The organism is Methylobacterium longum (genome assembly GCF_022179385.1).
Lineage (GTDB): Bacteria > Pseudomonadota > Alphaproteobacteria > Rhizobiales > Beijerinckiaceae > Methylobacterium > Methylobacterium longum.
In genome coordinates this window covers 1-13,208 of the sequence record NZ_BPQS01000059.1, presented here as the reverse complement: position 1 = coordinate 13,208, position 13,208 = coordinate 1, and the positions used below count along the sequence as shown (strand labels likewise).

The 13,208-nt window shown below is 64.9% G+C and carries 23 protein-coding genes and 1 pseudogene; 7 read left to right on the top strand and 17 right to left on the bottom strand.

What is annotated here, in order from left to right; genetic code table 11:
• Positions 1-67 precede the first annotated feature (67 nt).
• The 3 genes from MFF58_RS27500 to MFF58_RS27490 form a co-directional block, all read right to left on the bottom strand.
• Positions 68-352, bottom strand: a complete 285-nt coding sequence (locus MFF58_RS27500; RefSeq protein WP_238292774.1) for a HigA family addiction module antitoxin — start codon at positions 350-352, stop codon at positions 68-70.
• Between the two features lie 4 nt (positions 353-356).
• Positions 357-644 (bottom strand): type II toxin-antitoxin system RelE/ParE family toxin, encoded by a 288-nt coding sequence (locus MFF58_RS27495; protein WP_238292770.1) that lies wholly within the window; start codon positions 642-644, stop codon positions 357-359.
• 126 nt (positions 645-770) lie between these two features.
• Positions 771-1,046 (bottom strand): hypothetical protein, encoded by a 276-nt coding sequence (locus MFF58_RS27490; protein WP_238292766.1) that lies wholly within the window; start codon positions 1,044-1,046, stop codon positions 771-773.
• An 87-nt stretch (positions 1,047-1,133) separates the two neighbouring features.
• Here MFF58_RS27490 and MFF58_RS27485 point away from each other — a divergent pair, with 87 nt between their 5' ends.
• The 4 genes from MFF58_RS27485 (at position 1,134) to MFF58_RS27470 (ending at position 2,393) form a co-directional block, all read left to right on the top strand.
• Complete coding sequence (locus tag MFF58_RS27485; protein WP_238292762.1) at positions 1,134-1,433, top strand: hypothetical protein; 300 nt, start codon at positions 1,134-1,136, stop codon at positions 1,431-1,433.
• Positions 1,430-1,651, top strand: coding sequence for a hypothetical protein (locus MFF58_RS27480; RefSeq protein WP_238292760.1), 222 nt, complete (start codon positions 1,430-1,432; stop codon positions 1,649-1,651). Before MFF58_RS27485 ends, MFF58_RS27480 begins: the two co-directional genes overlap by 4 nt.
• 144 nt (positions 1,652-1,795) lie before the next feature.
• A complete protein-coding gene (locus tag MFF58_RS27475) occupies positions 1,796-2,119 on the top strand; it encodes a hypothetical protein (protein ID WP_238292757.1) in 324 nt (107 codons plus the stop codon).
• A gap of 64 nt (positions 2,120-2,183) precedes the next feature.
• The gene (locus tag MFF58_RS27470; RefSeq protein ID WP_238292755.1) at positions 2,184-2,393 is read left to right on the top strand and encodes a hypothetical protein; all 210 of its coding nucleotides are present in this window, start codon (positions 2,184-2,186) and stop codon (positions 2,391-2,393) included.
• Positions 2,394-2,396: 3 nt separating this feature from the next.
• Here MFF58_RS27470 and MFF58_RS27465 read toward each other — a convergent pair whose 3' ends face one another.
• The 11 genes from MFF58_RS27465 to MFF58_RS27415 form a co-directional block, all read right to left on the bottom strand.
• Positions 2,397-2,561, bottom strand: a complete 165-nt coding sequence (locus MFF58_RS27465; protein WP_238292752.1) for a hypothetical protein — start codon at positions 2,559-2,561, stop codon at positions 2,397-2,399.
• Between the two features lie 290 nt (positions 2,562-2,851).
• A complete protein-coding gene (locus MFF58_RS27460) occupies positions 2,852-3,109 on the bottom strand; it encodes a hypothetical protein (RefSeq protein WP_238292749.1) in 258 nt (85 codons plus the stop codon).
• A gap of 335 nt (positions 3,110-3,444) precedes the next feature.
• Positions 3,445-3,633 (bottom strand): hypothetical protein, encoded by a 189-nt coding sequence (locus MFF58_RS27455; RefSeq protein ID WP_238292746.1) that lies wholly within the window; start codon positions 3,631-3,633, stop codon positions 3,445-3,447.
• An 11-nt stretch (positions 3,634-3,644) separates the two neighbouring features.
• The gene (locus tag MFF58_RS27450; protein WP_238292743.1) at positions 3,645-3,953 is read right to left on the bottom strand and encodes a hypothetical protein; all 309 of its coding nucleotides are present in this window, start codon (positions 3,951-3,953) and stop codon (positions 3,645-3,647) included.
• 10 nt (positions 3,954-3,963) lie between these two features.
• On the bottom strand, positions 3,964-4,230 hold the full coding sequence (locus MFF58_RS27445) for a hypothetical protein (RefSeq protein WP_238292740.1): 267 nt from the start codon (positions 4,228-4,230) through the stop codon (positions 3,964-3,966).
• Between the two features lie 11 nt (positions 4,231-4,241).
• Complete coding sequence (locus MFF58_RS27440; protein WP_238292737.1) at positions 4,242-4,499, bottom strand: hypothetical protein; 258 nt, start codon at positions 4,497-4,499, stop codon at positions 4,242-4,244.
• 147 nt (positions 4,500-4,646) lie between these two features.
• Positions 4,647-6,083: a phage/plasmid primase, P4 family gene (locus tag MFF58_RS27435; RefSeq protein ID WP_238292734.1), complete on the bottom strand. Its 1,437-nt coding sequence runs from the start codon at positions 6,081-6,083 to the stop codon at positions 4,647-4,649.
• Positions 6,080-7,006, bottom strand: a complete 927-nt coding sequence (locus tag MFF58_RS27430; protein ID WP_238292733.1) for a DUF7146 domain-containing protein — start codon at positions 7,004-7,006, stop codon at positions 6,080-6,082. The genes MFF58_RS27435 and MFF58_RS27430 overlap by 4 nt, the downstream gene beginning before the upstream one ends.
• Positions 7,003-7,491 carry a hypothetical protein gene (locus tag MFF58_RS27425; protein WP_238292731.1) on the bottom strand — a complete coding sequence of 163 codons (489 nt, stop codon included), beginning with the start codon at positions 7,489-7,491 and terminating at the stop codon, positions 7,003-7,005. The genes MFF58_RS27430 and MFF58_RS27425 overlap by 4 nt, the downstream gene beginning before the upstream one ends.
• Positions 7,488-8,393 carry a hypothetical protein gene (locus MFF58_RS27420; protein WP_238292728.1) on the bottom strand — a complete coding sequence of 302 codons (906 nt, stop codon included), beginning with the start codon at positions 8,391-8,393 and terminating at the stop codon, positions 7,488-7,490. Before MFF58_RS27420 ends, MFF58_RS27425 begins: the two co-directional genes overlap by 4 nt.
• A gap of 291 nt (positions 8,394-8,684) precedes the next feature.
• Positions 8,685-8,888, bottom strand: a complete 204-nt coding sequence (locus MFF58_RS27415; RefSeq protein WP_238292726.1) for a helix-turn-helix domain-containing protein — start codon at positions 8,886-8,888, stop codon at positions 8,685-8,687.
• A 108-nt stretch (positions 8,889-8,996) separates the two neighbouring features.
• Here MFF58_RS27415 and MFF58_RS27410 point away from each other — a divergent pair, with 108 nt between their 5' ends.
• Together MFF58_RS27410 and MFF58_RS27405 are read left to right on the top strand one after the other, a co-directional pair.
• The gene (locus MFF58_RS27410) at positions 8,997-9,659 is read left to right on the top strand and encodes a hypothetical protein (protein ID WP_238292724.1); all 663 of its coding nucleotides are present in this window, start codon (positions 8,997-8,999) and stop codon (positions 9,657-9,659) included.
• A 123-nt stretch (positions 9,660-9,782) separates the two neighbouring features.
• The gene (locus MFF58_RS27405; protein WP_238292721.1) at positions 9,783-9,995 is read left to right on the top strand and encodes a hypothetical protein; all 213 of its coding nucleotides are present in this window, start codon (positions 9,783-9,785) and stop codon (positions 9,993-9,995) included.
• An 889-nt stretch (positions 9,996-10,884) separates the two neighbouring features.
• Here MFF58_RS27405 and MFF58_RS32510 read toward each other — a convergent pair.
• A complete protein-coding gene (locus tag MFF58_RS32510) occupies positions 10,885-11,103 on the bottom strand; it encodes a hypothetical protein (protein ID WP_308445485.1) in 219 nt (72 codons plus the stop codon).
• A gap of 1,040 nt (positions 11,104-12,143) precedes the next feature.
• On the bottom strand, positions 12,144-12,383 hold the full coding sequence (locus MFF58_RS27395) for a DUF2188 domain-containing protein (protein WP_238292716.1): 240 nt from the start codon (positions 12,381-12,383) through the stop codon (positions 12,144-12,146).
• A 206-nt stretch (positions 12,384-12,589) separates the two neighbouring features.
• Here MFF58_RS27395 and MFF58_RS27390 point away from each other — a divergent pair, with 206 nt between their 5' ends.
• A complete protein-coding gene (locus MFF58_RS27390; protein WP_238292364.1) occupies positions 12,590-12,784 on the top strand; it encodes a hypothetical protein in 195 nt (64 codons plus the stop codon).
• A gap of 312 nt (positions 12,785-13,096) precedes the next feature.
• Here MFF58_RS27390 and MFF58_RS32385 read toward each other — a convergent pair.
• Positions 13,097-13,208 (bottom strand): annotated as a pseudogene (locus MFF58_RS32385) (sugar transferase); the annotation flags it as partial.

Sequence of the window (13,208 nt, the reverse complement as noted above, 5' to 3'; positions counted from 1 at the left end):
ATCTGAGCAAACCGTCCAGCTGGGAAAGGATCTGCTCGGGCTTCGTGTTTCGCGCTGTCAGTGCCGCTCATGCCGGTTCGTAGTGCTGTACCCTCGAAAGGTCCGTCTCAGCCTCTGCATGCGAAAGATCATGAGCGGTCTGAAGGTTGAGCCAGAACTGAGGTGTCGTCCCGAACCGGGTGCTGAGGCGCAATGCGGTATCCGCGGTCACGCTACGGCGCTCGCGAACGATCTCGCTGAGCCTGTTGGCGGGGACATCGATCTCAGCCGCAAGGCGGTTGGCGCTCAGGCCGAGCGGCGCCATGAACTCCTCGCGCAGGATCTCACCGGGGTGCGTACGTAGGCGGGGCATAGGCTTATCCTCTGTGGTAATCCACGATCTCGACGTTCTCAGGTCCAGCGTCGCCCCACTCGAAGCAGATGCGCCACTGGTCGTTGATGCGGATGCTCCACTGTCCGCTGCGGTCCCCACTCAGTTTCTCAAGCTGATTGCCGGGGGGCGATCGCACGTCGCCCAACGTAACTGCGGCGTCGATCATGTCGAGCTTGCGCACGGCCGCGGCCTTGAAGGCGCGCCATTGCCGGTGACAGGTGTCGTGGAGGTGGAGCGCCTCCGTGTCCTTGTCCGCGAAACTCTGGATCATCGCCGGATAATACGCTGTACGTAACGCGTATCATAACTGGCAGAGGTGGGCAACGGTTCCGGCCGCCGGGGGCGCGGGCCGACCTTCACTAAAATAGTAACGGATAGCGAACCGGCCTGGGGGTTCTCAAACCAGTACGCGCGCGCGAGGCTTATGCCGAAATCCTAGGGCGAATGAGGACGCTGGTAACAGCGCCGTAACAGCATGGTCCTCTGCCAGATGGCTTAGGGACCGCAGTCCCTCGGCGAAACCCTGCAACGCAGCGGCGGCGGCCTGCTGGCGGATTTCGCGGGCGTCGTCGCAGACCTCGATGGTGACGGCGGCAGTGAGCGCCATCTGACGGGCGGCCTCGATGCCGGTGGTGAAGGCGGCGCGCTCGATAACACCTCTAAACTCGCTCATTGCTCCCGCTCAAACGCAACATGAGTGGATGTCTGATCGATCGAGATGCCCCAATAAGTACTTGGATCCTTGGATTGGGCGAACCTCATGGACCAACAAACATTAAGTTCGGTTGAGTTCTGGCGTGAGCTTGAGCTTACGGTCACCTCGAAGGTAGGTGCCGCGATCAACAAAGGTGAGAAGATACGGTCGCCCTTGGTCTCGTACTTGCGCGACCTGGAGGTCACGGCACGCGCCGAGTGCGGGCGGCGGCAAACCATCCAGATCATCGCCTCCGGGCGCAGCCTTCTCGGAGACCGAAGCGTACTGGGGCCGAGCGATGTCCCGTTCGCGAACAACGTTGGCCCTTCAAGCCCGGCATCGGCGGCAATGCTGAGCGCGACATGACCCAGCAGGCGTTCGCTATCCTGCTGGCCTCCGCCTTCACCTTCGGCTGCGCAGCGATCTACGAGATGCGGGGCTACGCCCGCGAGATGATCGGGATCCTGTTCCGGGTCGCGCTCTGCGTTGGACCCTTCGTAGCTCTGCTGGCGGTGACCCTTCAGGAGGGACGAGGCGATCGCGGGAAGATAGCTCTCCCCGTCGCATATCAATCTTTGCCGTAGGCGATCTATCGGAGACACCGCGCGATGGCCGGACCCGGATCGATGAGGACACCTCTACCCGGCTGTGATCCTGCGGACGCTCTGACCGAACGCTTCACCCGATGCGGCGTCCCCTGGCCGCTCGCGCACGGGCTCAGCCCCTGGATGTTGGCCGTCGACCGCGTCGGACCCGGCATGACGCCGTGGCTGCGCGAAACGACGCGGCTGACGGTGCTGGCGCAGCGTGAATGGGTGGAGCCAACGACACGGATCGAGGCGGCTCTACAAAGAGCTGGAACCGCATCAGAAGCCTTGGCGGCAGCGATCGATGGCCCATACGACAGCGGTGCCGTGTACGAGAGGCGGGCGGCAGCGCGTGCGGCGCTGTACGGTCTCGTGGCAGCGCTGAGGCAAGCGGCGCCAAGCGTGTGGGCGATTGAGCACGGTCTGGGATGGCAGGCGCAACGGCCGCTGCCGGTCGTCCGGTGACGATGCCGCGGCCTGGACCCACCCTGCCGTACGCTGGGTTGCTCTCACACACGGAGAGTATCCGATGTCCGATAAGCCACTGACCGCGAACACGCAGGATCTCGCCGACACCGAGTACGACGCGGAGCGCTGGGCCCGGGTGGGTGCCGAGAAGCTGTCCCTTCCTCCGATCAGCCCCAAAGCACCATCGGACCCCGGAGAGGGTCCGGATGTCGGCTTGGCGCAGAAGGGCACCGATGAGGACGCGATCGTGAAGCGCGAGACCGAGGTCTGAATATCATGGCAGCATCTTCGCGATGACGAAGCAGGTAGCGCCCGCCGACGCCATGCGCATGGCGCTCCTGGTGTACGGCTCGGCGTGATCCGGGTCGTCGAACTGCTGCAGGTAGGCGGTCTGCGCCCGAACGGCCGCGACAGTCATAAAGATGACGGCAGCGATCATGAATGCCACCCAGGCAGCCCAGCCTCAGCCTCGTGGATGCTCGCGGAAGGCGGTTCGGCATGATCGGGAATGAGCCCTCCACCCGGGGCAACACCGCCTCCCTTGCTTCGGGTCCAAAGAGCGCTGCGGCTGCCTCGTCCTTACGGCGCGTGGGGGAGTGCGGGCCCTTCAGCCTGATCGTGCATGCCAGTTCATGATCCCGCCGGCGCACTTCGTCTGAGCGGCGGCCGAACTGGAAAGATGCCAACTTTGCCCACTTGCGGGCGCGGGCGCGCGCGAGGCGACGAGGGTCATGACTGCATCCCCCCACCAGGGGGCGGCAGCAGGTCGGCCCAAGCCGCAGCCAAGATCGAGGCGCGGGCAGCCGCTCGCTTCGGGTGTGCGGCCGTGATCTCCCGCCGTATGGCGTCGAGGGTCGCGGATCCTCCGGCCGCGTGCGCCTCTCGGCCCTTGCGGGTGAGGGCGCTCTGGAAGGCAAGGGTGGCCGTGGCGTCGTCACCGCGGCGCTCGATGCTCTCTACGAGGGCGAGGATGCTGGCCGCGGTCATGTGCTTACCTCCGGTCGGCATTCCTCGATTGCCCCCGTAGGAGCCCGTTCAGTTCGCGGGCGGAGTGTCGAAGATCCCGTCGGTTTAAGATAGCAAGCCGTGCGATGAGACCAGAGCCATTGAGCATTCAGCAACGGATGATGCTGTTCAGGTGTGAGGCCGCGGGCGGGTATGCACCGTCAGGACGCGCGGAACTCAGAACGCTGCGCTGTCTGGCTGATCGCGCGCTGCTCCGGCAGGACGGGAGTCGCTGGCTTCTCACAAGCGCAGGCCAAGATTTGGCCGACGACCTTAGAGCGAAGATAGCGGAGCGGCGCTCTACAGGGGCGTAGGGGCTAATCGGCACAGGAGTGATCCGCCTCGAATGGCACGCGAAGGTGCCCGGCCAGTTCGCAGGCGGCCTCCTCGCCGAAAATCAGCGCCGCCTCGACAACCAGCTCGCGGCGGGCGGCCATCGTCAGGTCGGAGGGCTCGTCGTCGTGGTCGGGACCAGGGCGGCGAGGCTCAGGCTTGCGGCGGGGCATGCTGGTACCTTTTAATCGGCGAGAAGATCGGTCCACGCTGTAGTGAGCACGGCCTTGCGGCGTTCGCGGTTGGGCGGCTCCATCGCCGCGATGTCGTCGATCAGAGCAGCGATCTGAGCGGGCTTGCCGTCGAACCACGTCGCGGCCTCAGCGAGCCTGCGTCGCGCAGCGGCACGCGCGGCCGGTGCCGGCGTGTGGCTTGTGCCACCGGCAAGAATGGCGAGAGCCGAGACGATGCTGATCGCGGCCGGTGCAGTCTCCTCGGCCGAGACGTGCCGCTCGATGAGGTCGCTCACGATGTCGAACGGGTCGCGGGACATGGCGGCTCCTTCAGGCTGCGTCGTCAGGAGTGTGCAGATGGAAGCTCGGCGAAGGGCGCGGCCGGCTTCTGAGCCCCGTGAGCAACGTGACCTTGTCTCGTCGAGCGATGCGGACCGCGATGCGCTCGGCATCGGACTGCGCCGGCATGAACCTCCGGTCGGTGATGATGCCCTGCTCAAGCCGTTCGACGCACCAGCGACCGGCGAAGTAGGCGACGCGGACGCCCGACGTCCTGTCTCGGGTGCTGGTGCGCGGGAACTGGACGACGTTCCACATGGTGGTCTCCTTCAGGCTGCACGGGCGAGGGCGGCGTAGGACGCCAGGATCTGGCGGCGGTCGGTGGCGGTGAGCCCGTCGAGGGCGCGGCATGCTGGTTCGAGGGCGGCCGGGTCCGTCTCGGCCTGGGCGAGGAGCCGACACAGATCGGCAGCGCGAGGCCCCGCCAGGAGTCGAGCGGTCTGCCGCAAGGCTCGGAGGCGGGCACGCTGCTCGGCGGGGTCAAGGCCGGCAGAGAACGGCCCCCAGCGGTCGACACCGGCCATCATCAAGGCCACCACAGCAGAAAGTGGCAGCGTGCCGGTTTCAAGGTTTTTGAAACTTGGTGTTTGTCCGCGTAGCGCGCGCACGCATGCATAAGGGCGGATGGGGAAATTCCTGAAATTCTTGAAACCTGAAACCTTGCCAGCATGGCCTCAGACCTCCCGAAGGTTGTCTTGGTTGAGACGGATGCCGCGGTATCCCCGCGTTCTGATGGCCTTGATCTGCACCGGGTCGGGGAAGCCGCGGCGGCGCATGGCTTCCTTGAAGGTCTTGCCCGTGCCGGGCGTCTCGCCGACGGCCTTGGCGTAGTCGGCCCAGGCGTTGAACAGCACGACCTTGCCCTCGAACTTGTGCTCGTTCTCGCGGTCCACGTCGCACCGCTCGTCGAGGAACTGGCCGAAGACATCCTGATCGGCGAAGTAGTCCTGCGTCGCGGCCAGCACGGAGGCGGGCTTGCAGAGGCCGTGCTGCTGCCAGTCCAGGCAGCCGTCGATCATCCAGCGCAGGATCCCCGGCCACTCGGCCCGAAGCTGCTCCTCTAGCGTCGGATCGGGGTGTGTGGGCTTCCGGGTGAACGGCAGGATCAGGAACCTGCGCCGGATCGCGTCATCGAGGTTCGTGATGGCCGGCGCGTAGTTGCCGAGCACCGTCAGCTTGAACTGCGGCCTGAACTCGAAGCTGTCCTGCCGCATGAACCGGGCGCGGATGGTCTCCCCGCCCGTGAGGGATTTCACCCGCGCCTCGGCCCACCGCTTGCCGGCCTCGGTCTCGGAGGCCGACACCATGCGGGCACCGGCCAGCGCAGCCAATTCCTCGGGGTGGCGCTCGTGCGGCGAAGCAGTGAAGGTATCGAGGGCCGCCACCTTGGCGTACTCGCCCATCACGCCGCCGACGATATTGGCGAAGACGGACTTCCCGTTGCCGCCGGGCCCATGGAGGAATGCGAGTGACTGCTCCTGTGTCGAGCCGGTCAGATTGTAACCGGCCCACTGCTGGAGGAACCGCATCAGCTCCTCGTCGCCGCCGGTCGTCTCCTCCAAGAACAGGATCCAGCGAGGGCAATCGGCGCGAGGGGCTGGCGCCACGGCGGTGTTCTTGGTGATCAAGTCGTCCGGCTTGGGCGCCCGGATCTGGCCCGTCCGCAGGTCGACCGTGCCGGCCGGGGTGCCGAGCAGGAAGGGGTCGCAATCCCAGTCGTCGGCGATGACGGCCACACCCTGGTCGCCGCTGGCCATCTCCTCAACGCCACGCGCGAAGCCTGCGCGGCCAGCCGAGCGGCGAGTGCCTGTGGCCTCATCCAGTGACATCTCGCGGGCAAGCTCACGGGTCCACGCGAAGGCGCGGCGGGTCTTGTCCTGCCGCCACCGCTGGCCGTCGGAGACGAACCACGACTTTACGGTGTGGTCGTATCGAACCTTGGCCCCGTGGCGCCGGATGAACTCGACGGCCACGCGGTCTTCGGACAGGATCTCGCCATCGAGGGCCTTGGCCGCGGCTGCTACGGACGGGTCGCCGGGGCGGTCGGGGTTCGGCTTGAAGGTCTCGCGCCGCAGGTCATCGGCGTGCTGATCGTGCTCGCTCAGGCTCATGCTGAAGCGCCTCCCATCACGGCATCGTTGAGGTCTTTGGCTCCCTCGGGGGGCCACACGATTTCGACTGCGCGCCCGGCGGCGCTCCAGCGGCTGCCGACCGCCTCGACCGCCTTGCGGCTGGCGCCAGCATCGTTCTCGCCGATCACGACGAGGCGCTGGACGTTCAGCAGCACGGGCAGGCGGCCGATCGCACCCGACGTCCCGAGCGCCCAGATCGGGGCGAGGCCGTAGTGCTCACGGGCGGCTAGGGCGGTCTCGATGCCCTCGGCGACGTGCAAGGTGTCCGTGACGGCCGACATCGGGTCGAGCATCACCGCGGCGCCGTCGGCGGTGCCGAGCATCTTGCGCCCGAGCTTCGTGCCGTCCGGTGCGAGCGCGGTCCGGTGGACGCCGATCACCTGACCCGTGGCGATACAGGTCAACGGCGCCACCTGCGCGTGCGCGGTGTCCTGCTCCCAAGGGCAAGCCGGGTGGTAGAGCAGGGCCGCCCCCGCGATCTCGGCCGGCAGCGTCAGGCGTCGTCGGTTCAGATGCAGCTCGACGGGCGTCCCGAACGGATCCTGACCGACTCTGCAGATGGTCCTGGCCTGAGCTTGACGGCGAGCGGCAGCGGCCCGTGCTCGGGTCTCCGATCGCCGCCGAGCCTCGGTCAGACGCCGGATCTCTGCCGGGTCGGCCCGACGCGCCGTGCGCCAGTAGTCGTGCCCGGCCCCAAGGCCGGACGCGATGTAGTCGTTGCAGGTCGGCCAGGGGTCGCCCGCGAAGCTGTGGGTCATCACCCCCAGCGGCGAGGTCTCGCACAGCCAGACGGCGAGGCTGCGGTCCTCGTGGCTATGGCCGGGGCCGGGGATGTAGGCACGGTGTCCGCGCACCTCACCCCCGAACCGAGCTGTCACCTGATGCAGGTCGGTGACGATCATGCGGTGCGCAGCTCCTGGTCGAGCCGGTCCGTCAGCGCGGCGAGCCAATCGCCCTGGCGGATCGTCAGGTTGCCGTGCAGCCGCGCGATGTCGGCGAGGAACGCCCGTTCACGGGCGCTGAAGCTCCACGGGCGGCTCTGGCAGAACCGAACGCGGGCGCGGTGCTCGGACTCCTGCTTGGGGCTGTAGGCGTGCTTCCAAGCGTAGGCGTCGAACGGGCGGATCCGGGAGGCGCCTACCGGATCTTCTCGGCGCCGAGAAAATTCAGACCTCGCGGCGCCGCGAGGTTCGTTCCGGCGCCGGAACAATTCGGTCTCGCCCCCATCGACCGGGATCACGGCGGCGAGGTCGTGCCAGTCGAGACCGGCGGCCCGCAGCTTCCGGCCGACGCCCCGGCAGGCGCCGAGGGCTTCGTGATCGTTCTCGGCCCCGCAGAGGGGTAGGAGCGCGCGGACGCTGGTGGGGATCGGACGCGGCATCGTCATGCCCGGCCTCCCTCGCTGAACCGGGCGCCCCAGGCGAGCAGGTGCTCCCGCTCGGACTCCTCGGCGACACGTAGGGCAGCAAGCGACGAGGCGGGGATGTGCCGCTCGATGACCTCCGTCACCATCGCCTTCAGGATCCGGGGATGCAGTGCGTCCAGCTCGACGCTCTCGCCCTCGAACCCCTTGGCGTGACGGTTGCCCTCCCGCTTCGTCGGCCGGGTCGGCAGTCGGTGCTCGGTGATCTGGGCCTCGGTCAGCGAGACCCGCTCCACCGTGAACTCGGCCTCGGGGCAAAATTCCCGCAGCCGCGCCTCGATGGTCTTCGGGATCAGCGCCCCGGTCGGATCATGATCGCCGAATTGGTAGAGGTACGTTGGCCGGTCGCGGATCTCCCACTCGAAATTTATCTCTTCGGCGGTCGTGTGCAGGAAGGTGAGCGACGGCATGCCCTTCGAGGACAGCAACGGCACGTCGTAGATCGACGTGGCGTCCCACATGATGCCGGATAGCGCGTCCTTCTCGACCCAGATCTCGATGTAGGCGGGCGACTCCCGGAGCGCGCTCTTGCGGTAGAACCGAGCGGTGTCCTCCACCGCCTCAGTCATGCTGGTATAGGTCTGAGTGAGACGGCGGCGGCGGCTGTGATCGACGATCCACTCGAACGGCAGCTCGCCCGAGACCCGCATTGAGGTCAGCAAGCGGACCACCGTCTGCTGGTATTCGGCCTCGGACTTCTCGATGACGTCGCGATTGACGAGCTGGTAGAACACCTGCCGGACCGTCATCGGGTGGTCGGCGGCGGCGATGTCGTAGATCACCTGCTTGATGTCGGCGACCGCGGTCTTGGACCGGCGCACCCGTTTTGTAGGGCATGCCTCATAAGTCGGGGTGAGGGCGCTCATCGGGACGCCCTCCAGCTATCGACTTGCGGGTAGGCCAGCGACGCAATCGCGGCAGCGACAGAGTCCGAGACGGAGACGCGTGAGAGTACCCGGGCCGTCTGGATTTCGAGGGGTCTGAATGCTATCTGGAAGGTGTCAGCCGCCAAGCAGACACTTTTTCCAGAGCCCTCGCCGTTTGCCCCGGCGGGGGTTCTGTCGTTCGTGGCCATGTTGTTGGCCTCCTGCTGGTAATTGCGCCGGCCGCTTCGGCGCGGGAGGAACGGCCCGCGGGACTCGCCCGCAGAAGCGGGGTCAGGCGGCCTGCTGCGGCTCCATGCCGAGGAGCTTCCGGGCAGCGTCATTCGGGATCACGAGTCTGCGCAGGCCGATGCGCCGCGCCTCGATCTCCCCCCTCTGGATCATGTCGTAGATGAGCGAGGGGCTGACCCCCAGCTCGCGTGCGAGGGGGCGTGCCTTCGTGGGCAACCCTGCCTCGACCGTCTGGCGAACGCTCATGTTCAACACTCCACGTATTACGATGTGGTATGTCGAACCCTACACGCTGGACATTCGCCGCGCAACCGTCGTATCACACTGAAACACGTACTGGACAGGGCGGGCGCCGTGGTCAAGAAATCCGAACCTGCTGAGACCCCCCGCAAGGGGATGAGCATGCGGCTCGCCGACGATCTGCGGACGAAGCTCGAATGGTCAGCCGCTCACAGCAATCGCACCGTTGGCAGCGACATCGAGCATCGGCTCAACGCCTCGTTTAAGTTGGACTTCGTAAATTCCACCGGACTGAGCGCATTGCTTGGCAACGCCGCCGCCACGGACTTCATCTCCAGCCTCGGCGCTGTCATTGATGGTCTGCTGAAAACTTGTCGTGACCGTAAGTTTTCAGAAGTGGAGACGCGCAAGGCGCTGCGGGCTGCCTTGTCGGTCCTGATTTCGCAGCACCTTTGGACAGGTGAGGACATCCCGGCCGTTCCAGGCGCAGACGGTGCCAAGGTCAAAGATTTGCCCCCCGTCCGCCTCGGACAGCGATGGGCGACCGAGCACATGGTCTGGGATGCGGCCTGGAATGATCGCGCAGTGGTTGACGATACCGGCGAGGGCAGGATCTCCAACCGCTGGTCTGGCGACGGCTCGATGATCGAACTGGGCAAGCCGCCGAAACCTGAGCAATCGCCCCGCAATCTGAGCGACCTATCGCTTGATGAGATTGAGGCCGATCCGCGGTTCGAGAAGGCCGAGAACCTACACCTATACAAGCGGATCGACTGACCACGTCAGGGAAATATTTTTGGACGTGGTGGACACAAGCGGCGCTTCGGACAAATGATCTTGTGACACAAGACGGAAGACCTTGGTTTATTCTCCGAATGCTTCGCTTCGGGGAGTTTCGACGTGCGCACCGCCCACGATGAGTTCCTGACCCTTCGCCTCCCGGCCTCGCTGCGCCGGGATCTCGACGCCGCTCGCGCTGGCGGTGTCCGCCTGTCTGTCGCAACCCGCACGGCCCTGGCGGTCGGTCTCGCCTCGATCCGCTCGACCGATCAGCCCGACCCGACCCCGCCCGGTGCTGCTGGCCCACGCCAGCCTCTGCTGGTGGCCGCGTGATGAGCGGCGGCCTCTATTCGGGCTTCAGACCTTCGCCGGACGTCGTCACGGCGCCGTCCGACATGGTCCGGCATAACTAGCTGGAGGCGGTTGCGTTTGCGCCCGACGACAAAGATGTCGGGATCGTAAAACCGCGTTTATCCGGCAATAGAAAAGCCGACACGTTTCTCCGACAAAAACGGGCCTGTTTCGAGTGGCTCGCGACCGGCCCCGCTGGACCGTCGGGAAAACGATCGGTTTTCCGACGTTTGTCGGATATGCAGCTCGTGCATGGGGCTCCTTCTCCGGCAGCCGCCATAGCTTCAGCGCCACCTCGCATCGCCGAACTAGTTCGGCATCAGGTTGTGCGGGGACAAGGCGCAGGTTTGCTGCCCGCCCAGTCTTGGACGGTGTAGTGTGCTCTAAGGTCATGGCGTTTCTCGGTGGTGCATTGCGGCTAGGCGCGACCCGGGAGGGATGCCTGGGTCGCGCCGCTTCAATCGACTCCCTACAAATCGCCTCGTCAACACATCTTGGTTAATAAATCCGGTGATGTGTCAGAATAGACACGGCAGCCGGGCCTATCTCTAGAGATGAGATCGAAATTAAAGATCCTGAAATAACATCTCGAAGATATAAATTACTCCGGAATACCGCCTGGAATAGCCAAAAAGCGACAGTTCCGCTTTTGGACGAATTTGCAATGTCAGGATCCTGAACTCACGGTATGGGATTGAGGCGGACGGCCCTAGGGTCACCGAATGTGACACACTGCTACGTAGGTTATGGCGTCCTGCCCTACGTAGTTCTAAGTTCCGCGGCGACTCGCATCGGGGTGCACGCCATGCGCATGTTCGTCGTCACCTTCCATAAGATTGTTTCAGACGGTCGCGGCCGCGACTGCCGAGCCCTACAGCGGCAGGCTGTCGTGGCCGCCAGTCATGGGGATGCCGCAGCTGAAGCCGCCAAGGTGCTGTTTTGCCAGGCTGCCAGCATCGTCGATTGGCGATTGCGGGCCGATACTTGCGAGGTCGTCGAACTGACGTAGCTGGCCGCCTGAGCGCAAAAGAAAGCCCGCCGCGGCGAACCGGGCGGGCCAAGTGGCAAACAGACGATCGAGGAGCGCCACCGTGGCGCTTAACATAAGGTAGATACCGGGGCCCGGTGACTAGGCGGTGCGGCCGCATGTCACCTAAGGAGCCGCTCGGCCTGTCGTTCTGCTTCCAGCTGCTCTGGCCGGGGCCGGATCTACCGCCCGTGGAATAGCGCCGGGTCGGTAGCGCTGCCGCTGCGATATCTCGGTCCGCACGAAAAACCGGAGCCAACAAAACCGTGCGGCCTGACAATCATACCTGATTGTCGAGAACCAAACCGCTTTACCTATGTTGATATAGACCAGGACAAAAAAGGACCGCTCCGAAGAGCGGCCGGAAGTCTTGGGAGGAGAACGCCCATGAGGGCATGCGGTGCAGCACGCCGTGCCGCCCCGCATAAAGCAAAGAGCCGGCGCGGGGATCTTGTTCCCGGCCGGCTTCCGCATGCCTTGTGCTACGCACGAAAGAAAACCCGCCGCGGCAAGCCGGGCGGGCTGAGTGTGATGAGTATCGGGGACATCCATCGATATGCAGACCCACGGGCTGCTGATGGGTTCCCTGACAGGCAGCCGTTTGCTGCTAAAGCGTCATCAGTGTGAGCACGGTCGTCGCCACGGCCATTGAAGCGACGGTCGAGACTGCGGAAATCACAAGCCATTCCATTGCCGTTCCTCCTGGCGGCATTGTTTTCACCGCCTGGAGTAGGTTCTCACCGTCTGCTGCGGACGTAGGTGCTCCGGCACACGCGCACGAATACAGCCCTGCTAACGGCAAAGACGTATTCTACAGCGAGACAGGGCCAAATAATCGGGATGATCCGATATGAAAACGGCCGGGAACACTGCGTACTATCCCGGGTTGTGCTGATTACCTGGACAGAACAGAGGAGAGCGGCACATTCCTGGGGTCACTACGGGCCGCTCTTGCAGGGGAGCGGCCCGGTTGTGTGTCTAATGGAGCAAATCCGACGCTTGTACCCACTCCGGAAGCCCGCAACGACCGCGCGCCTGTTCCCATTGGGGTAGCTCCCATAGCAAGGCTCTGAAGACGCAAGCAGGTCTGTAACCTACCTCCGTCAATCCTCGACGTTCGTCTCTGGTCGGTCACTGCCTCGGGCGGTCTCGTCGTGCCACCGGTACTTCTCATCTTCGTAGCTGATCGCGGTGTCATCGTCGGGTGCACGCTGCTCCGCTGCCGCACGTTCCGCGGCTGCATGTGCATCCTTCCGAGTTGGGAACGTCTCGGAGAACACATCACCGACTTTATACGCCCAGCCTCCATCGTGCTCGACCACGTGATACGTAACACTTCCCATGGCAAAACCTCGCCTTTGCATGAGTCGACGCGGCACTGTGCTCCTCTGTTCTAGCGAGCTGCAACCCTCTGCGCGTTTTGATCGGGAACGGTGGGCAAGCGGATCCAGTGGGTACCAAGCGTCAGACTTCGACCACTGCCCAAGCGGAACCCCCAAGCCCGCGCGTAATTGGGCCGAATGACGGAGATATAAAGAAGCAAAACACGATGGCAGATTTCCAAGACGGCAAGCACATGAAGTCCGCCAAGCTGCGCGCAACGGTGACTCAGCCGCGCGGCAGCCCGGGCGCTCAGGGCTACACGAGCCAGGAAGCCTTGCAGAAGGAGGTACCTGAGAACAATCGCGCGGCCCGTCGCCGTGATGCTGCCGTGGCCAAGCAGGCTAAGGGCGAGGAGGCGTAAAGGTCAGAACCCACATATCGCAGGCGTGGTGTTCAAGGACGGCACGGCGCCGAGCGTTCTTTTCCAGCCCGGCAGCATACTCGACATTCCATGTCCCAATCCGCACGGGTGTAGCGTTCTGGCGTGTTATGCTGTCCGCGCCGGACGCACCTGCGACCGCTCGGCTGCCTCCCGCCACGCATCGCGCTTGGCCTGCACCGCCTTGATTTGGGCGTGCAGATGGCCGGCGTCGATCGCGGTCGCCATCAGCATGTCCTGCGCGGTGGCGAGTTGCTAGCTCAGCTGTCGCCTGACCGTTGGCCCCGCGGCGGATTACTTGCTTCCGCGCTGGGCGAGGACGGCGGGGATTGTGCGCAGGAGGATGGCGAGATCCCGGCGCAGGCTCCAGCGGGTGGCGTAGTCGAGGTCGAGGGCGACGCGCTCG